The 26,529-nt window shown below is 66.9% G+C and carries 27 protein-coding genes; 10 read left to right on the top strand and 17 right to left on the bottom strand.

The window, feature by feature from the left end; genetic code table 11:
- Positions 1–56: 56 nt before the first annotated feature.
- Complete coding sequence (locus tag ACYVAN_RS13820) at positions 57–1,190, bottom strand: LCP family protein (RefSeq protein ID WP_460959527.1); 1,134 nt, start codon at positions 1,188–1,190, stop codon at positions 57–59.
- Positions 1,191–1,413: 223 nt separating this feature from the next.
- Complete coding sequence (locus tag ACYVAN_RS13815) at positions 1,414–2,670, bottom strand: aspartate aminotransferase family protein (RefSeq protein WP_460959525.1); 1,257 nt, start codon at positions 2,668–2,670, stop codon at positions 1,414–1,416.
- Positions 2,671–2,797: 127 nt separating this feature from the next.
- Here ACYVAN_RS13815 and ACYVAN_RS13810 point away from each other — a divergent pair, with 127 nt between their 5' ends.
- Entirely contained in the window at positions 2,798–4,285 is a 1,488-nt protein-coding gene (locus tag ACYVAN_RS13810) for an NAD-dependent succinate-semialdehyde dehydrogenase (protein ID WP_460959523.1), read from the top strand.
- Positions 4,286–4,373: 88 nt separating this feature from the next.
- On the opposite strand, the gene ACYVAN_RS13805 is transcribed toward ACYVAN_RS13810, so the two are convergent.
- The 4 genes from ACYVAN_RS13805 to ACYVAN_RS13790 all read right to left on the bottom strand — a co-directional run bounded on the left by ACYVAN_RS13805 (position 4,374) and on the right by ACYVAN_RS13790 (position 7,268).
- Positions 4,374–5,060, bottom strand: a complete 687-nt coding sequence (locus ACYVAN_RS13805; protein ID WP_460959521.1) for a GntR family transcriptional regulator — start codon at positions 5,058–5,060, stop codon at positions 4,374–4,376.
- Between the two features lie 14 nt (positions 5,061–5,074).
- A complete protein-coding gene (locus tag ACYVAN_RS13800; protein ID WP_460959519.1) occupies positions 5,075–5,839 on the bottom strand; it encodes a maleate cis-trans isomerase family protein in 765 nt (254 codons plus the stop codon).
- A gap of 163 nt (positions 5,840–6,002) precedes the next feature.
- Positions 6,003–6,761: a maleate cis-trans isomerase family protein gene (locus tag ACYVAN_RS13795; protein WP_460959517.1), complete on the bottom strand. Its 759-nt coding sequence runs from the start codon at positions 6,759–6,761 to the stop codon at positions 6,003–6,005.
- A gap of 12 nt (positions 6,762–6,773) precedes the next feature.
- Positions 6,774–7,268, bottom strand: coding sequence for a DUF3830 family protein (locus tag ACYVAN_RS13790; protein ID WP_460959515.1), 495 nt, complete (start codon positions 7,266–7,268; stop codon positions 6,774–6,776).
- 268 nt (positions 7,269–7,536) lie between these two features.
- On the opposite strand from ACYVAN_RS13790, the gene ACYVAN_RS13785 reads away from it, so the two are divergent.
- Positions 7,537–8,517: a D-2-hydroxyacid dehydrogenase gene (locus ACYVAN_RS13785; RefSeq protein ID WP_460959513.1), complete on the top strand. Its 981-nt coding sequence runs from the start codon at positions 7,537–7,539 to the stop codon at positions 8,515–8,517.
- Positions 8,517–9,989, top strand: coding sequence for an amidase (locus ACYVAN_RS13780; RefSeq protein WP_460959511.1), 1,473 nt, complete (start codon positions 8,517–8,519; stop codon positions 9,987–9,989). The genes ACYVAN_RS13785 and ACYVAN_RS13780 overlap by 1 nt, the downstream gene beginning before the upstream one ends.
- A gap of 119 nt (positions 9,990–10,108) precedes the next feature.
- Here the strand turns inward: ACYVAN_RS13780 and ACYVAN_RS13775 are convergent, their stop codons facing one another.
- Positions 10,109–10,711, bottom strand: coding sequence for a TetR/AcrR family transcriptional regulator (locus ACYVAN_RS13775; protein WP_460959509.1), 603 nt, complete (start codon positions 10,709–10,711; stop codon positions 10,109–10,111).
- Positions 10,712–10,815: 104 nt separating this feature from the next.
- Here ACYVAN_RS13775 and ACYVAN_RS13770 point away from each other — a divergent pair, with 104 nt between their 5' ends.
- The gene (locus ACYVAN_RS13770; RefSeq protein ID WP_460959507.1) at positions 10,816–11,688 is read left to right on the top strand and encodes an oxygenase MpaB family protein; all 873 of its coding nucleotides are present in this window, start codon (positions 10,816–10,818) and stop codon (positions 11,686–11,688) included.
- A gap of 66 nt (positions 11,689–11,754) precedes the next feature.
- Here ACYVAN_RS13770 and ACYVAN_RS13765 read toward each other — a convergent pair whose 3' ends face one another.
- Entirely contained in the window at positions 11,755–13,188 is a 1,434-nt protein-coding gene (locus ACYVAN_RS13765; protein ID WP_460959504.1) for an aldehyde dehydrogenase family protein, read from the bottom strand.
- Between the two features lie 176 nt (positions 13,189–13,364).
- Entirely contained in the window at positions 13,365–14,582 is a 1,218-nt protein-coding gene (locus tag ACYVAN_RS13760) for an MFS transporter (RefSeq protein ID WP_460959502.1), read from the bottom strand.
- A 143-nt stretch (positions 14,583–14,725) separates the two neighbouring features.
- On the opposite strand from ACYVAN_RS13760, the gene ACYVAN_RS13755 reads away from it, so the two are divergent.
- The 3 genes from ACYVAN_RS13755 (at position 14,726) to ACYVAN_RS13745 (ending at position 17,414) form a co-directional block, all read left to right on the top strand.
- Positions 14,726–15,457, top strand: coding sequence for a GntR family transcriptional regulator (locus ACYVAN_RS13755; RefSeq protein WP_460959500.1), 732 nt, complete (start codon positions 14,726–14,728; stop codon positions 15,455–15,457).
- A 301-nt stretch (positions 15,458–15,758) separates the two neighbouring features.
- The gene (locus tag ACYVAN_RS13750; RefSeq protein WP_460959498.1) at positions 15,759–16,499 is read left to right on the top strand and encodes a VOC family protein; all 741 of its coding nucleotides are present in this window, start codon (positions 15,759–15,761) and stop codon (positions 16,497–16,499) included.
- Between the two features lie 345 nt (positions 16,500–16,844).
- Positions 16,845–17,414, top strand: a complete 570-nt coding sequence (locus tag ACYVAN_RS13745; RefSeq protein WP_460959497.1) for a DUF1062 domain-containing protein — start codon at positions 16,845–16,847, stop codon at positions 17,412–17,414.
- A gap of 113 nt (positions 17,415–17,527) precedes the next feature.
- Here ACYVAN_RS13745 and ACYVAN_RS13740 read toward each other — a convergent pair whose 3' ends face one another.
- The 5 genes from ACYVAN_RS13740 to ACYVAN_RS13720 all read right to left on the bottom strand — a co-directional run bounded on the left by ACYVAN_RS13740 (position 17,528) and on the right by ACYVAN_RS13720 (position 22,150).
- Entirely contained in the window at positions 17,528–17,782 is a 255-nt protein-coding gene (locus tag ACYVAN_RS13740; protein ID WP_460959963.1) for a DUF4158 domain-containing protein, read from the bottom strand.
- Positions 17,783–17,801: 19 nt separating this feature from the next.
- A complete protein-coding gene (locus tag ACYVAN_RS13735; protein ID WP_460959494.1) occupies positions 17,802–18,932 on the bottom strand; it encodes an FAD-dependent oxidoreductase in 1,131 nt (376 codons plus the stop codon).
- Positions 18,933–19,546: 614 nt separating this feature from the next.
- Positions 19,547–20,749: an SPFH domain-containing protein gene (locus tag ACYVAN_RS13730; RefSeq protein WP_460959492.1), complete on the bottom strand. Its 1,203-nt coding sequence runs from the start codon at positions 20,747–20,749 to the stop codon at positions 19,547–19,549.
- Between the two features lie 9 nt (positions 20,750–20,758).
- Positions 20,759–21,187, bottom strand: coding sequence for an NfeD family protein (locus ACYVAN_RS13725; protein WP_460959490.1), 429 nt, complete (start codon positions 21,185–21,187; stop codon positions 20,759–20,761).
- A gap of 159 nt (positions 21,188–21,346) precedes the next feature.
- Complete coding sequence (locus ACYVAN_RS13720) at positions 21,347–22,150, bottom strand: DUF3097 domain-containing protein (RefSeq protein ID WP_460959488.1); 804 nt, start codon at positions 22,148–22,150, stop codon at positions 21,347–21,349.
- A 105-nt stretch (positions 22,151–22,255) separates the two neighbouring features.
- On the opposite strand from ACYVAN_RS13720, the gene ACYVAN_RS13715 reads away from it, so the two are divergent.
- From ACYVAN_RS13715 to ACYVAN_RS13705, 3 genes are all read left to right on the top strand, one after another.
- Positions 22,256–23,050 carry a hypothetical protein gene (locus tag ACYVAN_RS13715; protein ID WP_460959486.1) on the top strand — a complete coding sequence of 265 codons (795 nt, stop codon included), beginning with the start codon at positions 22,256–22,258 and terminating at the stop codon, positions 23,048–23,050.
- A gap of 161 nt (positions 23,051–23,211) precedes the next feature.
- A complete protein-coding gene (locus ACYVAN_RS13710; protein WP_460959484.1) occupies positions 23,212–23,475 on the top strand; it encodes a hypothetical protein in 264 nt (87 codons plus the stop codon).
- 26 nt (positions 23,476–23,501) lie between these two features.
- Positions 23,502–23,729 (top strand): hypothetical protein, encoded by a 228-nt coding sequence (locus ACYVAN_RS13705; protein ID WP_460959482.1) that lies wholly within the window; start codon positions 23,502–23,504, stop codon positions 23,727–23,729.
- 88 nt (positions 23,730–23,817) lie between these two features.
- On the opposite strand, the gene ACYVAN_RS13700 is transcribed toward ACYVAN_RS13705, so the two are convergent.
- From ACYVAN_RS13700 to fabG, 3 genes are all read right to left on the bottom strand, one after another.
- Entirely contained in the window at positions 23,818–24,837 is a 1,020-nt protein-coding gene (locus ACYVAN_RS13700) for a ferrochelatase (RefSeq protein WP_460959480.1), read from the bottom strand.
- Between the two features lie 59 nt (positions 24,838–24,896).
- Entirely contained in the window at positions 24,897–25,664 is a 768-nt protein-coding gene (fabI, locus tag ACYVAN_RS13695) for an enoyl-ACP reductase FabI (RefSeq protein ID WP_460959478.1), read from the bottom strand.
- Between the two features lie 82 nt (positions 25,665–25,746).
- Positions 25,747–26,451, bottom strand: coding sequence for a 3-oxoacyl-ACP reductase FabG (gene fabG / locus ACYVAN_RS13690; protein ID WP_460959476.1), 705 nt, complete (start codon positions 26,449–26,451; stop codon positions 25,747–25,749).
- Positions 26,452–26,529: the final 78 nt, after the last annotated feature.

Here is a 26,529-nt window from a genome sequence, read left to right as displayed (position 1 = left end):
ACTCATGAGCACGGGCCTCCACCGGAACACCCGGTGGAGGCCCGCATCGACACGAACTACTGCTCGATGAGATCCGGCGGGATCGGCTGATCCTTCTCGATCGCCCCGAACAGCCGCAGCGCGTTCTCGCTGTCCCACAGAACGACCGATTGGCCGCTGGAACTGGTTCCGAAACCGCCGAAGGGCACGTTGGTCGTCACACCTTCGCCGCTGCTGATGTCCCCCATCGTCCGGGCCAACGACGCCAGGTGCCACACGTGGTCACCGTCGTTGACCAGGAACGTCTCACCCGCGGCGTGGGCGAGCGGGAACAAGCGGAACGGGTTGAGCAGTGTGGTCGGGCTGGTGCCCCGATCGACCAACGCCCCGAGAAGTTTCCGCTGGTTCTCAGCACGTTCCAGATCACCGCCCTCCAGCGAGTAGCGGGCCCGGGCGAACCCGAGCGCTGCCGGCCCGTCCAGCTCCTGGCACCCCGCCTGCAGGTTGACGTCCGCCTTCGGGTCGTTCATCGGCTTGTCCAGGCACATGTCCACGCCACCGACGGCATCGACGAGGCCGGCGAAACCACCAAGACCGATCTCGGCGTAGTGGTCGATGTGCACACCCGTGACCGTCTCCACGGTCTGCGACAACAGCTGGGGACCGCCGTAGGAGAACGCCGCGTTGAGCTTGTCCTTGCCGTGCCCCGGAATCGGCACGTAGGAATCCCGTGGCAGGCTGATCATCGCCGGGTCCCCACCACCAGCCGGAATGTGAATGAGCATCATGCTGTCGGTGCGGCGGCCCGCCGCATCACCTGCCGACAGCTCCTCCCGCTGGCCCGCGTCCAGGTTCTCCCGGCTGTCGGAACCGACCACCAACCAGTTGGCACCAGGCGTGTCCGCACTGCGGCCCTCGTAATCCAGTGCCGCGGTCCGCTGCAGCAAACTGTCGGCGTAGACGACCAGGCCACCCAACAGCAGCACCACCACACCGAGCGCGACACCGATACGACGTCCCCACCGCTTCGGTTTGCGCGGCGGGCGCGGTGGCGGTCCACCCGCCGGCGGCCGCTGCCCTCCCGGAGGAGGAGGCGGCGGCCTGCCACCCGCCTGCGAGGTCGGTGGCGCGGATCGCTGCTGGTAGTAGTCATAGCCGCGACCCTGCGGCCGTCGGCCCCTAGGTGGCGGATTCGCCGACCAATCACTCATGACCTTCACACCTGCGGAGTCGACTCGCCGACACGTTCCGTGTCGACCTTCGGCGTGAAGCATCCCAGAGGCCGAGTTCATCGGTACACACCGCTACCGGAACGGGATGGAAAACCTGCCGAGACCCCCGCCGGGCCATCTCCCCGGGTGACTGCATTGATGCGCACGGCGACAAGCTCGTAGTGGTGCCCGGGTCGGTCGGCCGGGCACCACTACGACACGATCAGCCCGACACCGCGGCCTTGACAGCCTCCGACCACAGCCCCACCGCTTCGTCGACCTGCTCGGAGTTGACCACCAGCGGCGGGATCATCCGCACCACGTTGCCCTGCGGACCACAGGTCAACAACAGCAGGCCCCGCTCGGCCGCGGCCTGGTGCGCACGGGTGGCCGTGGCCGTGTCCGGAAGCCCGTCCGGAGTGGTGAACTCGTTGCCCACCATCAGCCCGCGGCCGCGTACGTCGCCGATGACCGGAAACTCGGCGGCGACCTTCCGCAACCCTTCCATCAAGTGCACACCCTGCTCGGCGGCGTTGTCGACGAGCCCCTCGTCCCGCACCACGTCCAGGGTCGCCAGCGCCGCGGCCGCGGCCACCGCGTTCCCTCCGTACGTGCCGCCCTGCGAACCCGGCCACGCGCGAGACATCAGCTCGGCGCCGGCCGCGATCGCCGACAGCGGAAAACCACTGGCCAAGCCCTTCGCAGTGATCAGAATGTCGGGCCGCACACCGGAGTGCTCGTGACCCCAGAACATGCCGGTACGGCCCACCCCGGTCTGGACCTCGTCGGCGATCAGCAGGATGCCGTGCCGGTCAGCCCGCTCACGCAATCCGGCCAGGAACTCCGCGGGCGCCGGAATGTAACCGCCTTCACCGAGCACGGGCTCGACGATGATCGCGGCCGTGTCCTGCGGCGCAGTGACCGTCAGCAGGTGCTGGTCGAGCTCGGCCAGCGCGAACCGCACCGCCTCGGCTTCGGACCACCCGTGCCGGTAGGCCTCCGGGAAGGGGGTGTGGGACACGCCCGGCATCATCGGGCCGATACCCGCGCGCACTTTCACCCCCGATGTTGTCAGCGCGCCTGCGCCCATCGTGCGCCCGTGGAAGCCACCCTGGAACGCGACGATGTTCTGGCGGCCGGTTGCCTGCCTGGCCAACCGGACCGACGCTTCAACGGCTTCGCTTCCGGAGTTCAGGTAGAACAACCGATCCAGACCGGTCGGCAGGACATCGCCGAGACGTTCGGTGAGCTCGAGTAGCGGACGGTGCATGACCGTCGTGTACTGGCCGTGGATGAGGGTGCCCACTTGGCGTTGCGCCGCCTCGACAACCCGAGGGTGGCAATGGCCAGTGCTGGTCACCCCGATTCCGGCCGTGAAGTCGAGGAATCGGCGACCGTCCTCGTCGTAGAGGTGGACGCCTTCCCCGCGAGCGGCGAGCACTGGCGTCGCCTGCTTCAACAGCGGCGAGAGCTCAGCCATGATCGACTCCAAGCTGTAGTAACCGGGCGAACTGTAGGATTGTTGACAATCTCGACTGACATGCAACCATCACCGCTGCGTCCTGTCCACCGCCGACGACAGCCGACAGAAGGGTCCGCCACTTACGATGACTCGAACCAACACCACCGAGCAGCACCCGAAGGAAGCCACCGTCGTCGAAGCAGCCCCGAAACAGCTGCTGATCGGCGGCAAGTGGCGCCCGGCAAGCGGCGACAAGACCTACGAGGTCGAGGACCCCTCGACCGGCAAGGCGCTGTGCTCGGTGGCCGACGCCAGCCCTGAAGACGGATTGGCAGCCCTGGCCGCCGCGAACGAGGCACAACACGCATGGGCCCAGTACCCGCCCCGCGAGCGCGGCGAGATCCTCCGCCGCGCCTACGAGATCATCACCCGGCGCCACGAAGAACTGTCCCTGCTCATGACGCTGGAAATGGGCAAACCTCTCACCGAGTCACGCGCGGAGATCACCTACGCCGCGGAGTTCTTCCGCTGGTTCGCCGAAGAAGCCGTCCGCATCGACGGTGACTACGCCGTCGCCCCCAACGGCAAGGGCCGCTTCCTGGTGATGCGCCAGCCGGTCGGCCCCAGCCTGCTGATCACCCCGTGGAACTTCCCGATGGCCATGGGCACCCGCAAGATCGGCCCGGCCATCGCGGCAGGCTGCACCTCGATCATCAAACCGGCACACCAAACCCCGCTGTCGATGCTGGCCCTCGCCGACATCCTCATCGAGGCCGGGCTCCCCGACGGAGTGCTCAACGTCGTCACCGCCCGAGGTGCGGGCCGGCTGATGGAACCGATGATCCGAGACGGCCGCGCCAGGAAACTCTCGTTCACAGGCTCCACCGAGGTCGGCCGCAAGCTCATCGAGCAGTCCGCCGAGCAAGTGCTCAAGGTGTCGCTGGAACTCGGGGGCAACGCACCGTTCATCGTCTTCGACGACGCCGACATGGACGCGGCCATCGACGGCGCCATGCTCGCCAAGATGCGCAACTGCGGGGAAGCGTGCACCGCGGCCAACCGCTTCTACGTGCACGCAGACGTCGCAGACGAGTTCTCCCGCAAACTGGCCGAACGCATGCAGAACATGCGGGTCGGTCGAGGTGTCACCGACGAGGTCGAAGTCGGTCCGCTGATCGACTCCACCCAGCTCGGCAAGGTCGACGAACTGGTGCGGGACGCCGTCGGACGGGGAGCCGAAGTCGTCGTCGGTGCCGAGAAGGGCGACGGCGACGGCTACTTCTACCAGCCGACCGTGCTCAACAACGTGCCCGTCGAAGCCCGCATGGCCACCGAGGAAATCTTCGGGCCGGTCGCACCGATCACCACCTTCACCGATGAGCAAACCGTCATCGACAAGGCGAACAACACCGAATACGGGCTGGTCAGCTACCTCTACACCCGCGATCTGCAACGCGGACTGCGCATGTCGGAGGCGCTCGACAGCGGAATGGTCGGACTCAACCAGGGCATGGTGTCCAACCCCGCGGCTCCGTTCGGCGGAGTGAAGCACTCCGGCCTGGGGCGTGAAGGCGGCAAGGTCGGCATCGAGGAATTCCTCGAAACGAAGTACGTCGCCGTCGGCGGCCTGTGATCACAGCACGTGGGGGCTCGGCCCGGGTTCGGGCCGAGCCCCCACGTGCGTGCGCCCCTCGGCACCGCGACCCCAATACTCCGAACGATCAGTTCAGGTCGGAAACGTTGAGCCGCTGCAGGGCATCGTTCATGTGCCCTTCCAGCCGGGCCAGCAGGAGCTCCTCGTCCCCCGCCTCGATGGCGTCCACCAACCCGCCGTGCTCGTCGACGAGCGCCTGCACATCGGCCGGATACTTGTCCTGCAGCGCAGTCAGGCACATGCGCTTCTCCACCAGCAGGGTCTGAGCCATCCGCTGCAACCGGGGACTTCCCGACACGCGCACCAGCGTCTCGTGGAACTCCTGGTCGGCATCACTGAGCTCGATCAGGTCTCCCTTGCCCGCGGCCGAGATGATCCTGGCCTGAGCCGCGGTGAGCTCGGCGACCGCCTCCACCCGGTGACCACGGACGATCTGCTCACACGCGGCCCGTTCCACCGCCAGCCGAGCGAGGTAGATGTCGTGCACGTCACCCGCGTCGAGGGTGGTGACGAACAGGCCCCGGTGCGGTTCGCTCTCCAACAGCCCTTCCTGCACCAAACGCTGCATCGCCTCTCGCAACGGACCACGACTGACGCCGAGACGCGCGGCCAACTCGGCCTCACCCATCTGACTGCCCGGCTGCAACGAGCCGTACATGATCGCGGCACGAAGCTGATCGGCCACGATCGCCGCGGTCGATTTGCGCTGCACCGGTTCTAATTCGCCTGGCTTCTGTTCGTCCACTCCGAGCACGGCACACCACCTCCTCAGTTCGGGGCAACGCCCCTCTCGCCGTTCCCGGCACCCACGCACGGTGCCTGGCGGAACAGGGTTCCCAGTCCTTCATGCGCGTTCTGGTCTCCGGCCAGACGCAATCCTTCCCACGCGCTGACCTGGTTGGCGGTCAGCACCGGTTTGCCCACTCGCTGTTCGAGGTCGTCGAGCCACCCCACGCTGTGCAGCGCAGTGTCCGGCATGAGCAGCGCGTCGGCACCCACCTCATCGTTGGCGGCAGCGAAGTCCAGCACCTCCTCGCGGGGAAGCGTTCCCACCTCGGCGGCGGTGACGATGCCCCGGCTGGAAAGTTTGCGGACCTCGATCCCGGCGGACGCGAGGAAATCGACGAACCGATCGGCCACATCACCGGGGTAGGTCGCCGCCACGGCCACCGTGCCCAGCCCCAACCGCTGGGCGGCATGCACGAACGCGAACGAGGTGCTGGAGGTGGGCAGTCCGGTCACCGCGCCGAGCTTGTCGACCTGCTCTCGGGCACCGTCCCAACCGAAGACGAAGCTGCCACTGGTGCACGCCCAGATCACCGACTGCACGCCGGCCCCGAGCAACTCCTCGGCCCCTTCCGCGAGCACATCGGCCGAGCCGACATCGAGCAGCGCGTCGACGCGGTGGGCGTCTTCACGCATCAGCGTGTGCACCAGCGGAAGCCGGTACCCGGACCCGAGCAATGTCTCCAGGGTCGGGTAGTCGTCTTCGGCGCTGTATCCGGGGTAGAGAATTCCAACGGTGTGCGACACCGGGAGGCTCCATCCTTTGTCGACGTCAAGTGATGCACCATCGGATGACGGTGTTACGAAACGAGCCAGCCCCGGAACGGACGGTCGATTGTCGACAATGTTACCGCACCGTTCCGGGCTGCCATATGGTGTAAATGCATTCGTGATTCGATCGACACGCTGATCAGGCAGCCAGCGGCGCCGCTTGCATCAAGCGTTGATCCGGAGCCACCGCCTGCAGCCCCATGGCGCGCAGCGCCGCCCAGATCGTCACCTGGTTGGCCGTGATCACCGGCTTGCCCAGCTCCCGCTCCAGCGGCCCGATGATCTCGTAGGTCGGCAGATTCGTGCAGCTGATCAACATCGCCTCGGCCTCGGGCCGGTCCGCCGATCGCACGATGTCGACCACCTGCTGGTAATTGACCTTCCAAATCTGGCCCAGCAGCCCCAGACCAACGCTCGTGACCACCTTGATGCCGTTCTCGTCGAGAAAGCCGTGCAACCGCTCGGTCACGCTTTCCACGTACGGCGTGGCCACCGCGATGCGACTGACGCCGAGTACCTCCAGCGCCTGCACCAACCCCCCGGAGGAGGTCACCGCCTCCGGGGCACCCGCCTCCCGCATCACCCTGAGCAACCCGCGTTCACCGGTCACCCCGTGGATGAAGCTGCCGGAAGTGCACGCGTAGGCGACCACTTCCGGCTCCGGCGACAGCAGGTCGCGGGTGGCGCTGTGGATAGCCGACTCGTCCGCGATCATCGCCGCCATCTCGACATTCATCGGCACCGGCACGAACGGCGTCCGGGTCACGTACAACGTCACGTTCTCCGGCGTCCACCGCCAAAGCTCTCGGTCCATCGCGAGATCGAACGGGGCGATCACCCCGACACCGCGCTGCGGCTCCGGTCCCGACACCGCCCCGAGTCCGTCAGGTGGCGGCATCCGCTTCTCCCGTCACCCCGAGTGGCGTTCGTAGCGGAGGCGCTCACCGACGCTGCCGGAGCGCCACACGTCGTTGCACGCCTCCGCGAACTGGCCGAGGTTCTCGATGATCGAGCCGAAGACGTTGCCGGGAACCCACCCGACATCACCGTTGAGCAGCAGGTTGTTCCGGCCGTAGAAGACCGCCAGGTCGATGACGCCGGAGAGCTCGTCGATGTCCTTCTCCTCCTTGAACTCACGATCGAGCATGCCGCTATCGAAGGAGAAGTACACGAGGTCACCGGGAATCGGCGTCACGGTCGGGTTCTCCTGACCGGGCTCCTCTGGTGCGAACCTGGGCACCATCGTGTAGACCTCATTGCGCGCGTACTTGGCGTGGTGCACCGGCCCGGCTTGCGGCAACGCCTGCCACACCGCCTCGCAGGTCCTCGGTGCGTCCTTGTCCAGCAGCTCGGCCACGCAGGAGACACCTCGTTGCTCCAACGTGATCGACAAGTACCTGGGCATTCTTCATGTCCGTTTCAGCTTGGGGGGTGAGTCGAGTTGTTCGGTCTCCGCGCACCGGTCTCGGCTCGTCGCCCTGATGAGGCCACGCCGTGCCCCACAGTAGGGGCCGGAGACCCGCCGTCCCGCAGCCTTCCCTCGATGGAGCGACACCAGGCTGCGGGAGCACCTGCGGATTGTTGACAATCCTACGAGGGGTTCATAGCGTGTCAATGCCTCGGCCGGAGCGGTTCCGCCGCAGTCCGCACGCCCGCGAGTTCGAAGGCAGGTCATGACCTCGAATCCCCCCCGCGTCGTCGTCCTTCACGACGGCACCCACCCCAGCGCGATGGCCGACATCGAAAAGCACGCCGAGGTTCGCTACGCCACCGGTGAGGAACTACCCGAGGCCGTACCCGGAGCCGACGTACTTTTCGTCTGGCACTTCCGATCCGACGCGGTCGCCGCCGCGTGGCCCGCCGCCGACTCCCTGCGCTGGATACACGCGGCCAGCGCAGGCGTGGACCGACTGCTGTTCGACGAACTGATCCATTCCGACGTCGCGCTGACCAACTCACGCGGAGTGTTCGACCGGCCCATGGCCGAATACGTCCTCGGCACGATCCTCTCCTTCGCCAAGGACCTGCACGGCAGCGTGCGACTTCAGGACCGCAAGGAATGGCGCCACCGGGAAACCGAACGAATCGAGGACAAACGGGTCCTGGTCGTCGGCACCGGCCCGATCGGCCGCGCGATCGCCCGCCAGCTCTCGGCAGTCGGCATGCGCGTGAACGGCGCCGGCCGCGTCGCACGGGACGGTGACCCCGACTTCGGAGACGTGTACTGCTCCGACCGGTTGACCGACGTACTCGCCGAATTCGACTACGTGGTCCTCGCCGCACCGCTGACCGAGCAGACCAAGGGACTGATCAACGCCACGGCGCTCGCTGCGTTCACACCGACCACCCGCCTGATCAACGTCGGCCGCGGCGAACTCGTCGTACAAGAGGACCTGGTCGAAGCACTCACCGCCGGGCGGCTGGCCGGGGCAGCGCTCGACGTGTTCGACACCGAACCCCTCCCCGACGCCTCTCCACTGTGGGAGATGCCCAACGTGCTGGTCTCACCCCACATGTCCGGCGACACCGTGGGCTGGACCGACGAACTGGTCGAACTGTTCTGCACGAACCTGCGCAGCTACCTCGATGCACGGCCTCTGCGCAACGTCGTCGACAAAGAACGTGGTTACGTCAGCGGATCGGAGCAGAAGTAATGGTGGAGACCGCGAAAGCCGTCCAACCCCCGTCTAACCCCACCACTCCGGGACCGGACGGCTCGAACCCCGAAAACACCGCAACCACAGCCGCCGACCTCACCGCCACTCGCATGCTCGAATGCTTCGCGACCGGTGAACTCTCCCCGGTCGAAGCGACCGAAGCCACCCTGCGACGCATCGACGAGGCCGACGACAAGGTCAACGCCTTCTGCCTGATCGACGCCGAACGCGCGCTCAGCCAAGCCCGTGCCAGCGAGCAACGCTGGCAACAAGGTCTCCCCCAGGGCAAGCTCGACGGCGTACCGATCTCCATCAAGGACATCTTCCTCACCCGCGACTGGCCCACCCGACGCGGCTCCCGCAACGTCGACCCCAACCAGAAATGGACCGTCGACGCCCCCACCGTCGCCCGCATGCGCGAACACAACGGGGTCTTCGTCGGTAAGACCACCACACCCGAGCTGGCTTGGAAGGGCGTCACCGACAACCCTCTGACCGGCATCACCCGCAACCCGTGGGACCCCTCCCGCACCGCGGGCGGTTCCAGCGGCGGCGCGGCGGCCGCCGTCGCCCTCGGCATGGCTCCGCTGGCCATCGGCACCGACGGTGGCGGCTCGGTACGGATCCCGGCCGCTTTCTGCGGCATCTGCACCCTCAAACCCACCTACGGGCGCATCCCGCACTACCCCGCCAGCCCGTACGGCACGATGGCCCACGCCGGACCGATGACCACCACCGTCACCGAAACCGCCCTCCTGATGGACGTGCTGTCCGAACCGGACAGCAGGGACTGGTCCGCGCTGGAACCACCCACCACGTCGTTCCTCGACGGCCTCGACACCGGCGTGCACGGCCTGCGGATCGCTTTCAGCACCGATCTCGGATTCGCCACGGTCGATCCCGAGATCGCCGACTCGGTCACCGCCGCCGTCCGAGTGTTCGAACAGCTCGGCGCCTCGATCGAGAACGCCGACCCCGGATTCGCCGACCCGGTCGAAGATTTTCACGTGCTGTGGTTCGCCGGCGCCGCCAAATCCATCGAGCACCTCTCCGACCAGCAGCGCGCCCAGCTGGACCCCGGACTACGCGAGATCTGCGAGCAAGGACTGACCTACTCCGCGCAGGACTACCTCGAAGCGACCAACACCCGCATGCTCCTCGGCCAGCGCATGGGCGCCTTCCACGAAACCTACGACCTGCTGCTCACCCCGACCGTGGGAATCCGCCCGTTCGAAGCCGGACTCGAAGTTCCGCCCGGATCCCAGCAGCCCCGGTGGACCAGCTGGACCCCGTTCACCTACCCGTTCAATATGACCCAGCAGCCCGCCGCGAGCGTGCCGTGCGGTTTCACCTCCGACGGCCTTCCGATCGGGCTGCAGATCGTGGGGCCGCGACACTCCGACGCACTGCTCCTGCGAGCCGCTCGCGCGTTCGAACAAGCACGCCCGTGGAGCCGCCCCACACCGTGAGGAGCCATTGTCCGCGTCGGAGCCCCCCCGAGCGGACACCACCACCGTGCCTCGCAACGCTTCCGCAGCGCCACCGCTAGACACCACCGGCACCCACTACCGACCCGGCGGCACCGTACTCACCGCACCAGCGGCAACAGATAGCCGCGGGCGAACCGCCGCAGGTCCTCATCGCTGTTGAGCTCGATCGCACTCTCGCTCGTGAGCACGAACGAGACCACGATGCGCACCATGAGTTCGGCGACCCCCACCGGATCGAACTCCGCTCGCCCCACCGCCCGCAGGTGCTCGGCCAGGTATTCGCGCACCACCCCCAGGGCCGTACCGCTCCGCACGGTCAAATACGGCAGCACCTCTTCGGCCTCGCTCCGCAGCAAGCCGCCCACCAGCGGATGCTCCCGCGCATACCGCAAGGCGAACACGAAACCTTCGACGACGCGCTCCTCCAGCAGCTCCGTGCCGGTGACCGCCTCGTCGAGCGCCGCCAAACATCGACGGCATTCGCGCAACAACACCGCCTCCACCAGGACTGTCTTGTTCTCGAACCGGCGGTAGACCGTCACCCGGGACACCCTGGCGCGACGCGCGATGTCCTCGACGGTCGAGCGCCGCAAACCCCGCTCGCTGAAACACGCCAACCCCGCATCCAGGACACGGCCGGCCAGCTCGTCCACGTCGGCGTCCTCGGCCAGCAACGCCCGCTGCAACAACGACTCCCTCATGGTGCCTCGCACGCTACCGGACTCGCCGCTGGCGAATCGCGTCTTGTGGAAACAAAGATACAGATCTAGTTTCTTTGTAACCCCACTTGGGTAGGAGGCACCCCATGACCCACACCGACGACCACACCTCCACCACCGACACCGGCCTCTACGGCCCCGACTCCATCACCTGGCGCATCCACATCGACCCCTCCATGTGGATCGGCGCATTCAGCGCCCTGGCACTGCAGTCCCTGCACCCCCACTCCATGTGGGGCACCTACCAGAACTCGGCACTGCTCAAACGGAAAGAAGCATTAGCCCGTCTGTTCCGCACCGCCGACTTCGTCTCCACCCGAACCTTCGGCAGCCTCGACGAAGTCGACAGGGTCGGCCACCGCGTCCGCCGCATCCACAGCGTCCTGACCGGCACCGACGAGGACGACGGAAGCAGCTTCCGCATCGACGAGGAAGAAAACCTCCGCTGGGTCCACTGCGCCGAGATCTACCCCTACCTGCTCGTCGCCCGCGCCGCAGGCGTCCCCCTCACCAACACCGATGCCGACACCTACGTCAACGAACAACGCCGATCGGCAGCCGTCGTGGGACTCGACCCCGAACGCGTCCCCGGTTCGGTCGCCGAACTCGAGAACTACTTCGAACGGATGCGCCCCGAACTACGCATGACCGAAAGCGCCCGAAGCGGCTCGAAAATGTGGGCCAACACCCCCGCACCCATCCGCCTGAGCGCGCTGCGCATCGCCTACCCCTACCTTGCCGGACTCGGCGTCGCACTCCTACCCGGCTGGGCCCGGACCCACTTCGGACTGCCCGCCACCGGTCGCCGAGCACGCGCGCTCGAAACGACCTCAACCGGACTGGCCAGGATCACCAGACGAGGCATGAAGGTGCTCCCCGACAAGTACATCGGTACCGCCGAACAAACCCGCCGCATCCGCTACGCCAAGGAACTCATGCGCGCCACCGGCAACGCATGACCCGTGCGGGCACACCCCGCGAGACGCAACTCAGCACGCACCTCCGGCAGCCACCCGCCCACCAGCTCAATCATCCACATAGGACATCACGTGCTTGAGACGGCTGTACTCCTCCAAACCGTGCCTGCCGAAATCCCGCGCCGACGCCGAATGCTTGAACCCGCTGTGCGGCATCTCCGCCACGAACGGATGGTGCGCGTTGAGCCACACCGTGCCCGCCTGCAACCGCCTCGCCATCCGCATCGCACGAGCGTGATCCCGAGTCCACGCACTGGCCACCAAGCCGTACCGCACCCCGTTGGCGAGCTCCACCGCCTCCTGCTCGTGTGAGAACTGCTGCACCGTCACCACCGGCCCCAACACCTCGTGCTGCACCAGCTCGTCATCCTGTTCCATCCCCGCCAACACCGTGGCTTCGTGAAAGAAGCCCGCAGTCCCCTCCCGTCGGCCACCAGCCACCAGCCGCGCGTGCTCGGGCAAGCGGTCGAGATGCTCCTCCACCAACTCCAACTGCCCCAGACTGTTCAACGGCCCGAACGACGCACCCGAATCCCGGGGAGCCCCCGGCCGCATTTCCCGAGCCCGCTCGGCCAACCCCGCCACCAACTCGTCATAGACCGCAGGCCCCGCCAACACCCGACTCGCAGAGGTACAGCTCTGCCCGGCGTTGCCGAACGCAGCCCGCGCGATCTCCGGGACCGCACGCCCCAAATCGGCATCGTCGAAAACCACCGCAGGCGCCTTGCCCCCCAGCTGCAAATGAGCCCGCTTCAAATCGGCAGCCGTCGACCCCGCCACCTCCATACCGGACCGCACCGAACCGGTGATCGAAAACATTCCCGGCACCTCGTGCGCCACCATCGCCCGGCCACTGTCCCGATCGCCACACACCAGGTTCAGCACCCCCGGCGGCAACAACTCCCCCGCGATCTCCACCAACAAAGCCGTACTCACCGGCGTCGTCTCCGCCGGCTTGAGCACCACCGTGTTCCCCGCCGCCAACGCCGGCGCGAACTTCGAGACCGCCAACAACAGCGGATGCGTCCACGACGTGACCTGCGCGCACACACCGATGGGCTCCCTGCGGGCCAACGAGGTGTAAGAACGCTCGTACTCCCCCGCGGCGCCACTTTCGAGCACCCTTGCCGCCGCCGCGTAGAACCGGAGCAGATCGACGGCCGCGGGCAACTCCTCATCCCGCACCACCGACCACAACTTGCCCGTGTTCCGGCACTCCGCCGCGATCAACTCCGCACCGCGAGCCTCAACCGCATCGGCGATGCGCAACAGAAGCATCTGCCGTTCCCTCGGAGTCGTCTGCGACCACGCCTCGTACGCCAATGCCGCGACCCGCATCACCTCGTCGACGTCGGTCCAACGCGTCAACGGAGCAGTACCGATCTGCTCACCCGTACTCGGATCCACCAGCGGCAACGTCTCACCCGCGACCGTGTCCACCTGGCCGCCATCGACGAAATTGCGCAGTTCGAGCGTGGTCACGAAGCCTCCATCGCCTCAGACAAGGTCGTACTCCCGCCGCCCGCGCGAAACCACGCGAGACATTCAGGACGGAACCGACCTCCCGGCCCCGCACGGCACAGACCGCTTCGGCGGCGTCAACAGCAAACCCTATCGCCGAGGCCGGCGCCTGACGACGAACTCGCCCCGGCGACGGATCAACCGATCCGCGAGACCCGCGACTCCCGCAACACCACCTGCACGCCAGTACCCACCGCCAGCAGCACCACTACCGGGGCGAAAGCCCACCGATAGGCCACATCCACCGGAAGATCCGCGGTCCACCTCAACATCAGCCCGACGGACAATTGGATCAACACAGCCGCCGTGAACCCGCCCATGTTCACCACTCCGGTAGCCGTCCCCGACCGGTGGGCCGCATTCGCCGCTCGCGCTCCGTCGAAGGCCAGCATCGAGGCACCACCTCCGGCACCGATCACCGCCAGCACCGCGAGCAGGACCGGCATGGGCAGCGCACCCGGCCAACCGATCAGCACCAGCCAGGAGACGGCGACCGCGACCGACAGCCCGAAGGTGAAGCGTTCACGCCGCCCGGTCCGCCCGGAGATGAACTGCCCCGCGAACCAAGAACCGGCGATGAACACGAGCACGCAGCACATCAACAACATGCCCGCCGAGCTCTCGCCGTACCCCTGCGCCTGCGTCAACCAAGGCGCACCCCACAGCGCCGTGATCGCCAGGAACTGCGACATCAGCACGAAATGCACCCAGAAGGAGTGCCGAGTTCCGCGCCTGCCCACCACCGCGCGCAACGTCTGCCCGACGCGCTCCTCCGGAGCCCGCTCGTCCTGCGGCCCGACTGCGGCGGGACGGTCCCGGATCAGCATCCAAGCCGCCACCGCGAGCAGCATCGTCACCCCGGCCGCACCGAGGAACGTCGGGACCCAACCCAGCCCGGACAGCGACGCGGTCAACGGGATGGTCGACACCAACTGTCCCGTTCCGCCGATCAAACCGGTCAACGCCGCGATCCTGCCGAACCTCTCAGCTGGGAACCACTGCGCGGCCAGTCGCAGCACATTCGTGAACATGAAGGCATCGCCGAAACCGATCAGCATCCGGCCGGCCACACCACCGACCGCCGAACCGCTGACGGCGAAGATCGCCGAACCGACTCCCAGCGCCAGCATTCCGGCGGCGATCACCCTGCGCGGACCGAGACGGTCAGCGAGCACGCCCGACGGCACCTGCAGGGCCAAGTACACACCCAGCTGCAGCGCCGAGAAGATCGCGAGCAACGCGGGCCCGGACGAGAAGCGCTCCAACGCCGCCGGAGCCGCCACGCCGAGGCTGGCCCGGTGGAACAGCGAGACGAAGTAACAGACGGCTCCGACGCCCCACACCAGCCAGGCCATCCGAGGAGGACCGGCCTCGGCGCTCCGCTGCCGGGCGGCAGTTCTCCCAGCCGGCTCGTCCCTCACTGCGGTGTCATGCACGAATAACCCCTCCCATCTTGTATTCACCTTAGATACAAGATGGCTCCAAGTACGATGTCCCCGTGTCGAGAGCAACACCACCCGAACCCGTGTCCCCGGCCACACCCCCGGGGCGCACCCCATCCGAGACCGCGGAGCCACCAGCCGCCGACCGCGCCTACCGCCACGTCAAAACCGGACTCCTCGACGGCACCTACCCAGACGGACACCTGCTGTCGGAAGGCGAGATCGCCACCACCCTGGAAATGTCCCGCACCCCGGTCCGGGAAGCGTTCCTGCGACTGCAGACCGAAGGATTCCTCCGGCTCTACCCCAAACGCGGAGCACTCGTCGTCCCGGTCACACCCACCGAAGCCCGCTCCCTCGTCGAGGCGCGACTGGCCCTGGAGAGCTTCGCCATCGACGCGCTCGCCGCCCAAGGGGTTCAGCTGATGACCGAGATCGGCGAGGAACTCGTCAGCCACCCCGGTTGCAACGTCGCAGACCTCAGCGACGCGGACATGCACGAGGCCGATCGCGACTTCCACGCCCGACTCGTCTCCTCCGCGGGCAACCCCGTGATCCAAGACCTCTACAGCGCGCTACGCGACCGGCAAATGCGCATCACCGCCACAGCCCGGACCCACACCCGCCGCCCGCGCATCACCGACCAGCACGAAAAGCTCGCGGCAGCCATCCGACACGGCGATGCCGCCCTCGCCAAAGCCCGACTGCGTGAGCACCTCCTCGACACCGTGCGCGCACTGGGAGTCTCCGGGGGCCCCATGCTCGAAGCCCCCACAGACGAAGGCTGATTTCCTCGTTGGCTCTGGACTCCCCCTGCCACGAGGGACAAAGCAGGGCCGGAGCCGGTGCCGATCACGCGGCGGAAGCGTTCTTGAATACAGGTGATCGGCGGCGGGATGAGCTGGTTGGGTCGTGGACGCCGGTCGGTGACTCGTAGCGGACCGATTCCCGATCCTGCCCCACAGCCGGGCACGGCTTGTCAGTTGATGCAGGGATGCCTGAACGGGATTCCGACTTTCGCGGACGAACCCGCCTGCGGCAGGCGAATACGAACGGTTCCAAGATCCGCGCGGGTATACGATCAGCGGCATGACAACGCGGCTTGTTCAGATTGCGATGAATGCCCGGGACGACTCCGCACTCGGCCAGTTCTGGGCGGAGGCGCTGGGCTGGAGTACTTCCGTCGAGGAACCCGGCATCGTGACCAACATCAATCCCGTGGGCTTCGTCTATCCCGGCCCCACCGCCGTCTGCATCGACGTCATTACCGTCCCAGAACCCAAGACGGTGAAGAACCGCGTGCACGTCGACCTCGCCACCACCTCGGCGGCCCATCACGCGGACCTGGTCGCGCGCCTCCAGAACCTCGGCGCGACCCCCGCCGACGTGGGCCAGGGCGACGTGCCGTGGACGGTCCTCGCCGACCCGGAAGGCAACGAGTTCTGCGTGCGGGAGCCCCGGACGACCTACCGGGACACCGGGCCGATCGCCGCAGTGGTGGTCGACTGCGCCGATCCGCGGGCCATGGCCCGGTTCTGGGGCGAGGCGATGGACTGGACCCTGCACGAGGTCACCGACGATCACGCGGTACTGCGCTCCGCCAAGGGGGTCGGCCCGTACCTGGAGTTCCACCACACACCCGACGTGAAGACCGTGAAGAACCGCGTCCACCTCGACCTCCGGCCGTACCCCGGTGACGATCAAGCGGCGGAAGTGACCCGGCTGCGGAATCTCGGCGCCACCGACATCGACCTCGGCCAGCGCGACGTGCCGTGGACGGTCCTCGCCGACCCGGAAGGCAACGAGTTCTGCCTCCTCACCCCGCTCTGACGCGGAGCCTTGCCGACCCTCACCGTGAAAACCAGCGACGGCTACCAGCCGGGCCTCGACGACACCATCGCCTGCGCCACTGAGGGTCCCGGTAGCACCGACGAAGTTCCGATCGGAAAACCGTTTGAGCATTCCTTCCGGTTTCTCGTAGGTTGCCTGCGGCCCCGTCGCAGTGAGGACAGAGGACAAGACCGCATGACCCCGCCTGCTCTGTAGACCTGACACCTTCTTCCGCTCACCTCTAAGCCGACCCTCCCGTCGGCTATGCCGGGCTGCCCATGCGCGCCCGGTCATACAGCGATTGAGGCCGTGCGCAATCGGCCTCGTGTCAGCTCTGGAGAGCTCATGTCTTCACAACCTCATACCGTTCTGCGCTGGGTCGTTCGTCGGACCAGGCTGCCTCTGCTGTCGTTGCGGTGCGTGGACTGTCGGTCGGAGTCGGCCACCATCGGCGAGGGCAGGTTCCGCGTCAACGCCAACGGCAAGCTGCTGGACGTGTGGCTACTGGTCCGCTGCGTGTCCTGCGATCGGACGAGCAAGCTCACCGTGCACGAGCGAGTGCCGGTCAGATCCTTCGATCCGGCCGAGCTCGACGGCTACCGCGTCAACGATCCGGAGCTGGTGGTCTCAAGGCTGTTGGATCCGCTGCTCGCCCGGCGCAACCGTTTCACCCTCGACTGGACGGGGGCCTGGCGGCTGGGCACCCCGTCAGCACGGCTGGACGAGGCGTGGCCGGTCCAAGTAAAGGTCGTCTTCGAGGATCTGGTGCCGGTGCGCCCAGAGCGGCTCATCGCGCAAGGGCTCGGCCTCAGCAGGAACGAGGTGCTGCGCCGGATCAAGTGCGACATTCCGCTGCGCCGTCCGACGAGCGCCGGGTTCACATTTGCCGTGATGGCCGGGACCAGCGGGATGTAACCGCGACGCGCGATCCCCTCAAGTATCCATGCGAAATACACCTCGCCCAGCGGCGGCTCCGGCCGCATGGAGTCGCCGCTGGACGGCCACGGTGTGCGCGTGGCGATCAGTACTCAACGAGCGCCCGTTGAGTACTGATCGCCAAAGCCGTGAACAGCAACGATCCCTCGTAGCGTTCGATCTGACACGGATCTTCTCCAGCCTTCTAGCGTCCACCACCGCAGTGGGCACCTCCAGCGGATCCGCCAGGAACGCCCCAAATACCGCACCGTGGCGAGCTGAAGGCTGAAGCCCAGGCGGTTGCGCTCGCCGCGGTGCCGCCCAACCGGGACGCGGTCGGCGTCATCGAAGCAGAAGAAGCGCTCCAGCTCCGTTGGGGGATCCGTGCTAGGCGGTCGGTCGGGTTTTGCGAGCTGCCGCCATCACCGGCCAGAGCCGGAAGGGGAGGTTGCGCACGGTGATTCCGGTGCGGGTCGCGGGCACGAGGAGGTGGGATGCGATCGCGACGCCGCGCTGACGTCGCATCACGCGTTTCCGGTGCGTGTGTTCGTATTGGCACAATGCCGTCGCGAGCTCGCCCGGCTGGGCGGTGAGCTCGCGCGCGAGGGTGGCCGCGCCGGCGATGGCCATGCTGGATCCCTCGCCGAGCAACGAGACGCAGCTCGCTGCGTCGCCGACGAGGACGATACGGCCCCGCTTCCAGGAATCGAGCCGTACTCGACTGACGGAGTCGAAGTAGAGGTCCTCGCTGGCACGGACTCGGTCGAGGAGTTCGGGCACCCGCCATGCCATGCCGCTGTAGGCGTCGAGCACCAGCTGCCTATTGTGACCCATGTCCTGGTCACGGATGGTCGGCCGCGCAGGACCGCGGAAGATGAATGCCGCCATCTCGCGACCGGTGGCGGGATGGACCGCGACCGCCCGGCCGGGTGCATTGTGCATGAGCACGGCCCCATCCGCGGTGCTCGACTTCAGGGTTGTCGTGGCGATGTAGAGACCAAGGTGGGTGAGGAACCGCGGTTCGGGTCCGAAGGCGAGTCGACGCACTCGCGAGTGCAGCCCGTCGGCGCCGACCACGAGATCGAAACGGCGCGGCGCACCCCGTTCGAAGGTCACATCCACGCCCTGTCCGTCGTCGCGCAGGCTCAGCACGCTGTCGTCGTAGATGACCTCGGTGTGCGCACTTGCCGCACGGTTCAGGATCGCGGCCAGCGCACTACGTGGGATCTCCACCGCGGCAGTGCTGGCCTGGGAGGGAATCCAGCCGATACGGCCACCGCTGCCGTCCACAACGGTGAGCGAGCGCGCGAGCGTCGCCGCCTCACGCAACGAACCCAGCAAGTTCATCTGCTCGATCACGGGCAGGGCGGGGCCACGAACGTCCACCGGGCTTCCGCTCGAACGCTGAGCTGCCGCTTTCTCGACAACGGTGGTGTCGATCCCACCTCGCCCCAACCAGTAGGCCAGCGTCGAGCCCGCGATCCCCGCACCGACCACAAGAACGCTCCGAATGCTCACCAGTACATGATTCCCGAGCCACAGACACCACACCAACCCGACTCATCGAGCCAAGACAATGCCGGCGGCGGCCTCTGCGCCACTGCTGGGAATCAACCCAGCAGAGCCAACGATCCCGTCTATGATCCGGCCTACCCAATGGGCAAAGTGTTCTTCAACATCCTGGCGACCTTCCCGAGTTCGAGGTCGACCTGCTGCGGATGCGCACGAAGGAAGGGATGACCGCAGCTCGCCGAGGGGCAAGCTGCGGCAAACAGCCCAAGTTCTCGGTCAAGCAGCAGTGCGAGCAGCTCGTTGCGCTTTCTGGTGTTTTGTGAGGTGGTTACTTGGTGCGTTAGTTTCGGTCAGTACTGAAATTATCGTGGCTGTTAAGTAGTTATGCACTGCGCTGACCATTGATGGAGGGCAACACTGAACCACCGTCGCGCTCGAACGCTCCGTTGGTACGGGCGAAGGCCAGCCCGACGCGATGCTGGTCGGCAACCTGCCCATCAACGGCGCGACGTTCTCGATTCCTCCGGTTCTCTTCGTCAGCGTCCTCGTGGACTACTCGCAAACTCGGGGACGTGCTGCTCCCCTGCGGCAGCGACGCCCGAGTCGCTGCCGCACGGGAATCAGCCGAGCGCACCACCAGGTCCGGCAGTAGGTGGCTCGGTCGACTCATCGCCACCGAGGGCCTGCGGCGCTCCCGATCGACCGACCAGATTCGTGGGGCTGGGCACCTCCTTGCGGGCCACTGCCTCAGCCGCCCGCACCGCCTCGGCCACCTCCGGATTCGTCGACGTGTCGAACCACGCCGCCACCGACTCGTCGTCCTCCTCCGGCTTCGCCTCGGGCGCTTCCTCTGCCGGGGGCTCGTAGCGGAACACGCCGTCCTCCCCCGGTGCTCCGAGCATGCGGGCGAAACCTTCCAACGACTTGCCGAAGTCGCTGGGCACCATCCACACCTTGTTCGCATCGCCCTGCGCCATCTGCGGCAAGGTCTGCAGGTACTGGTAGGCGAGCAACTCGGGAGTCGGCTTTCCACGCTTGACCGCGGCGAACACCTTCTCGATGGCCTTGGCCTGCCCTTGAGCCTGCAGGTACCGGCTGGCCCGCTCACCCTGAGCGCGCAAGATGCTCGACTGCCGATCGGCCTCGGCGGACAAGATCGCCGCCTGCTTGGCCCCCTCGGCGGCCAAGATCTGCGACTGCTTCTGGCCCTCGGCGGTCTTGATCGATGATTCCCGCTCGCCCTCGGCGTTGAGGATCATCGCGCGCTTCTCTCGGTCGGCGCGCATCTGCTTTTCCATCGAATCCTGGATCGACGGCGGTGGGTCGATCGCCTTGAGCTCAACCCGCGCGACGCGGATGCCCCAACGACCCGTCTCCGTGTCCAGCACCCCGCGCAACTGGGTGTTGATCTGGTCGCGAGACGTGAGGGTCTCTTCCAAGCTCATCCCGCCGACGACGTTGCGCAACGTCGTCGTGGTCAACTGCTCGACGCCCTCGATGTAGTTCGAGATCTCGTAGACCGCCGAACGCGAATCGGTGACCTGGAAATATACGACGGTGTCGATCGACACCGTGAGATTGTCCTGGGTGATGACCGGCTGCGGTGGGAAGGAGACCACCTGCTCCCGAAGATCGATCCGCGCCCGAACCTTGTCCAGGAACGGCACCAAGAAGTTCAACCCCGGCTCGGCCACACCTCGGAACTTCCCGAGTCGTTCCACCACCGACGCCTGCGCCTGCGGCACGACCAGTACCGCCTTGACCGCGATCACGATCACCAGCAGCGCGATGACCGCCAGCACGATCGTTCCGATCGGCTCCACTTCGCCTCCTCAAGGGCCAGCCCACACGACGGCAGTGGCCCCAGAGATCTCCACGACCGTCACGGTCTGCCCCGCCTCGATTACCTGGGTTTCGTCAAGCGCTCGGGCCGACCACACCTGGCCCTCGATGCGGATCCGCCCACCATGCGCATCCACCGTGGCCTCCACTACGGCGTTCTTGCCCGGCAACGCCTCCACGTTGGTCTTGAGGTCGCGACCGGTCTGCAGCCGCCGTTTGAGAGCAGGTCGAGCGAGGAGGATCAATCCCAAGGACAGAACGCCGAAGACCACCGCATCCAATCCGAGCGGCACTCCCAGTGCCGACGCGCCGGCAGCTGCGAGCGCACCCGCCCCCAACATGACCAGCACGAAATCCCCGGAGACCGTCTCTGCCGTGATGAGCACTACGGCCGCGATCAACCACAGTACGGAGACCATGCATTCATACTGGCAGACCGAACGCCGCACAGCGCCCGCCGAAATCCGGCAAGATTGACGCGTGACGGTAAATACCCGATTGGCGTTCAGCCGAACGGGTGAGCGGAGCAGGAACGGAGTCCCGCTGCGCTCACCCGTTCGGCACTCCCGCGAACGGCGCTACTCCGTGACGAAGTCGATCAGCTGTTCCATCGCCGAGAGCAATGGGGTCTGCACATCGCGGAAGCTGGTGACACCCGCGAGTACGCGCCGCCACCCCTCCGCGGGCTCACCCCAGCCGAGCTCGGCACACACCCCTTCTTTCCACTCCACTCCTCGCGGCACACTCGGCCACGCCGCGATACCGACCGCGGCAGGTTTGACCGCTTCCCACACGTCGACGTATGGATGCCCGGTGATCATCACGTTCGGATCGTCGATGCCGGACACCAGTCGCGACTCCTTGGATCCCGGAACCAGGTGATCCACCAGGACCCCGATCCGGCGTCCCGGTGAGGGCCCGAACTCGTCGAGCATCCCGGGCAGATCGTCCACCCCGTGCAACGGTTCGACCACCACTCCTTCGACCCGCAGATCATGCCCCCACACCCGCTCGACGAGCTCGGCATCGTGGACGCCCTCCACCCAGATCCGGCTGCCGCGAGCCTCGCGCGCACGCAGGTTCGACACCCGCACCGACCCGGAGGCGGACCTGGTCGGTGCTGCTGCCGGGGCTTGCTGCGACGGCTCCACCAGCGTCACCGGTTTGCCCTCGTGGAGGAAAGCTGCCGGGCGCATCGGAAACAACCGGTACTTGCCGTGGCGATCTTCGAGCACCACGTTTCCCTTCTCCACCCGCACCACCGCGCCGCAGAAGCCACTCGCGGCATCCTCGACCACCAGTCCGCGTTCGGCCGCGATCTCGGGAACCGAACGACGCCGCCGACCTGTCAGGACATCTTTTCCGTAGTTGAACGAACGCACCTTCGGGACAGTAATCGGAGCGCCGTCGAACCGGCGAGTGCCCACGCCGCGAATACTCACCCCCGGAATTTCGGCAACCGCACCGGATCCGTAGGCTTGATGGACGTGTCATGTCCCAGCGCAACGATGGTCGTCTGGACCTCCGCATGGCTGCACGGCGCAGCCGCTTCCGATGATGTGCTCGATGCCCTCAGCACGTGGGCCGAGGTGCACGAAGTGCAGGCCGCCGACCAGAATCTCGCCACCACTTTGGACCTTCCCGGCCCGGGGGAAACACCCGCTGGGCCGGCACTGTTGCTCGCCGCGCTGCGCAAGGCAGGCGCGAGTACCGGCGAGCTGGTGCTCCCGGTCGCCGGTGATGTGCGCGGACTCGGCGGAGCCTCCGAGTTCACGAACGCGGCCCTGCGGCATGCCGAAGCGGCGGTGCTGCCCGAGGTAGGTCTGGGACTCGTCCCGCAGCGCGTCGCCGAGGGAATCCTGCGTTGGACGATCTTCGCGACGGGTGAACTTCCTCCGTTCGAGAACCTGCCCATCGGCGAAGCCGAACACGGGATGTCCTCGGCGATGCGGGAAGCCGCCAGCACGCTGATCGATCTCGACATCGCCAAGCACCGGCCCGGTGTGCGTGAGGAGATCTCCGAAACGGTCTCCTCCCACCCGAAACCATCGTGGCCGGACGACGTTCCGCAGCGCCCCTTGCGGGTACTGCAGCGCGCCGCCGAGGTCGAAGCGATCCTTTGGGTGGCCACTGACGACGCCCCCGGCGGCGCGCTCTCGGCATCGGCGACCCGCGCTCGGATGGACGCGCTCAAACCGCTGTTCGATTCGGTCCGAGCTGCCCGGCGCGCCGCGATCGCCGAGATGGTCCGCGTGCTGACCGACCGCGCCGACCAGCACTGAACCGGGCCCGGCCCGCTCGTCCGCCGCATGCGGGTGAGTGGCCGGACTCTGAATGCGGCAAGGCGGCTCGGCGTGCTCTCACACGAGCGGCTTGCCCTTCCTGATCCGTCGGCGCAGGTCCCACAGGTAGTAGTTGTAGGGGAACGCGCGCACGGCCGGGGGTGCGTCGCAGTACGGCTCCGATCGTCGACATCAACCGGTCGAAGCGCCGTTGGTCTCGTTCGCTCCAGTGCAGCCGCATCTCCTCGCGGAAGCGCTGCATCTACGACCACGTGATCGACGAGATCGCCACCAGTACGGTCGAGGCGCTCAAGACGGCCGCGACGGACGCGACCGCCATGACCAGGGCCGCCCTCGGCAACATCGTGCAGAAGATCATCGAAGACCCCCGGCGCGCGGCAGGCTGCTGTTCTCGGCGGCCCTGACCAGTCCCGTCATCGCCGAGCGCCGGTTGCGGTCCACCCGACTGTTCGGCGACCTGCTCAGCGGACAGGCCAGGGACTTCTACGAACTCGCCGACGGCACCGAAGTCGACCTGACCGCCCAGTTCCTGGTCGGCGGACTGGCGCGCGCGCTCACCGCATGGCTCGACGGCACGCTGCAGGTCAGCGAGGACGGCTTGGTGGACGGCTGCACCGAGTTGTTCCTGGCCCGTGCCGAGAAGACCGCGGCGAAATGACGCGACGTCGCCGGGCACGTGCCATCAACCACATCGCGCCGTTTCCCCGGAATCTCCGCCAGGAGTGCCCGAGGCGCCGGTCCGAGCCTCAGCAGCAGCCCGGCGCGCAGGGCTCACCGTTGGCGGTGCACCCCGCAGCCGCCAGCACCGACAGCTTCCGCGGCTGCACCTGGTCGACATGTTCGGCGACCAGCTCCGCGATCATCTGAACGAACCGAGGATCGGTACCCGCCGTCCCGGCCCTGGTGAAGCCCATGCCCAACTCGGCGGCCTTCTCCGCGGCCTCGTTGTCGAGGTCCCAGACCACCTCGAGGTGATCTGAAACGAACCCGATCGGGCTGACCACGACCGACTCCACGCCTCGATCGTGCAACTGCTCGACGTGATCGACGATGTCCGGTTCCAGCCATGGCACGGCCGGTGGCCCGGACCGCGACTGCCAGACCACGTCGTAGCTGTCCACGCCCACCGAATCGGCGACCAGCCGGGCCGTCTCCGCAACTTGCCGCGAATACCATCCCGGTTCACCGTCGGGGCCCGCCAACTCGTCGGCCTTCAGCGGGATCGAGTGCGCCGTGAACACCAAGCGCGCCTGCCGACCCGCCTCCCCGAGCTCGGCGAAAGCCCGCCGAACCGCGTCCGCGTTGGCTTCCACGAACAGCGGATGGTCGAAGAACTGGCGCAGCTTGACCAGCTCCGGCGCCTCCTGGCCGACCGATTCGCGGGCTCGCGCGATGTCCTCGTGATACTGCTTGCAACCCGAATACCCGCCCCACGCCGAAGTGGGGAACACCAGCGCCCGCCGCACACCGTCGTCGGCCATGCTCGCGACCGCGTCCTCGATCATGGGGTGCCAGTTGCGATTGCCGAAGTAGACGGGCAATTGCCTGCCCTGCTCGCGCAGTTCGGCTTCCAACGCGGAGATGATGTCACGGTTGAGCCGATTGATCGGTGAAACGCCACCGAAGTGATGATAATGCTCAGCGACCTCGTCCAACCGCTCCGGCGGCACCCCGCGACCACGGGTGACGTTCTCCAGAAACGGACGGACTTCCTCCGGACCCTCCGGGCCCCCGAACGACAAGAACAGCAACGCGTCAAAGCTCACCCGACCATGATGCCGTTGAGCGTTCGGAGGTGCCCGCCTGGGTGAAGCCGCGACGTCTGTCACACGCCCATCGCGTGCACTCCCCCGTCGACCATCACCATCGACCCCGTCGTCTTCGGCAACCAGTCCGACAACACCGCGCACACCGACTGCGCCACCGGAGTCGGGTCCTCGACGTCCCAGCCCAACGGCGCGCGCTCGCCCCAGTTGGCCTCCAACTCCTCGAAGCCGGGGATGGATTTGGCCGCCATCGTCCGAACAGGGCCCGCCGAGACGAGGTTCACCCGCACTCCTCGCGGACCCAGCTCCCGTGCGAGGTACCGGGACGTCGACTCCAACGCGGCCTTGGACACGCCCATCCAGTCGTAGGCGGGCCACGCGACTCGTGCGTCGAAATCCATTCCGACGATCGAAGAACCCTGCCCCAGCAGCGGCATCACAGCCGTGGACAACGACTTCATCGAGTAGGCCGAAACCTCGAGAGCCTTCGACACGTCCTCCCACGGGGCCGCGAGGAAGTCCCCGCCCAGGCACGACGCCGGTGCGAAACCGATCGAGTGAACAACCCCGTCGAGGCCGTCCACGTGCTCCCGCACCTTCTCGGCCAACCCGTCCACGTGCTCCTGGTCGGTAACGTCGAGCTCGATCACCGGCGCCGGCTTGGGCAGCCGCTGCGCGATCCGCTCGATCAGGCGCAACCGCCCGAACCCGGTGAGCACTACCTCCGCACCCTGTTCCTGGGCGACCTTGGCCGTATGGAATGCGATCGACGCATCCGTGATCACGCCCGTGACCAAAACCCGCTTGCCTTCGAGCAACCCGCTCACGTACATCCTCCACAGCGAACAAAAAGCGACAACAAGAGCAACAACCGGACCGCACGTCCGGTCCGCACGAAAAGAACCGTCCTCAGTGGCCCATTCCCAGGCCACCGTCAACCGGGAGCACCGCACCGGTGATGTAACCGGCCTGATCCGAAGCCAGCCACGCCACGGCCGACGCGACCTCTTCCGCCGCGGCGAACCGGGCCAACGGAATCTGGCCGAGGATCTCCTTCTTCCGCTCCTCCGAGAGCTCATCGGTCATGTCCGTGGTGACGAATCCGGGCGCGACCACGTTCGCCGTGATGCTGCGTGAACCGAGCTCTCGCGCGATCGACCGCGACAACCCCACCAGACCGGCCTTGCTCGCCGCATAGTTCGCCTGCCCGGCACCACCGGAGAGGCCCACCACGGACGACACGAACACCATCCGTCCACGCCGGTTGCGCAGCATGCTGCTCGCGGCACGCTTGGCCACCCGGTACGAACCGGCGAGGTTCGCGTCCAGAACCCGACCGAACTGATCCTCCCCCATGCGCAACAGCAGACCGTCGTCGGTGATGCCCGCGTTGGCGATCAACACCTCGACCTTGCCGTGCTCCGCCTCGACCTCGTCGAACGCCGCATCGACCTGACCGGCATCGGTCACATCGCAGCGCACCCCCAACAGGCCTTCAGGGGCACCGGAGCCGCGGTGAGTCACCGCGACCTTGTCCCCCGCTGCCTCGAACGCCCTCGCGATCGCCAACCCGATACCGCGGTTGCCGCCGGTCACCAGTACCGACCGTGCCACTGTCGATCTACCTCCAGATCACCCTTCGAAGAACCAGGGCGAACGATCCGGCCGGGACACCAGTACGCGGGCACGGTC

The sequence above is a fragment of the Parasphingorhabdus pacifica genome, from assembly GCF_054779195.1.
The sequence above is the reverse complement of the archived record's forward strand: the minus strand, read 5'-3'. Positions and strand labels throughout refer to the sequence as shown.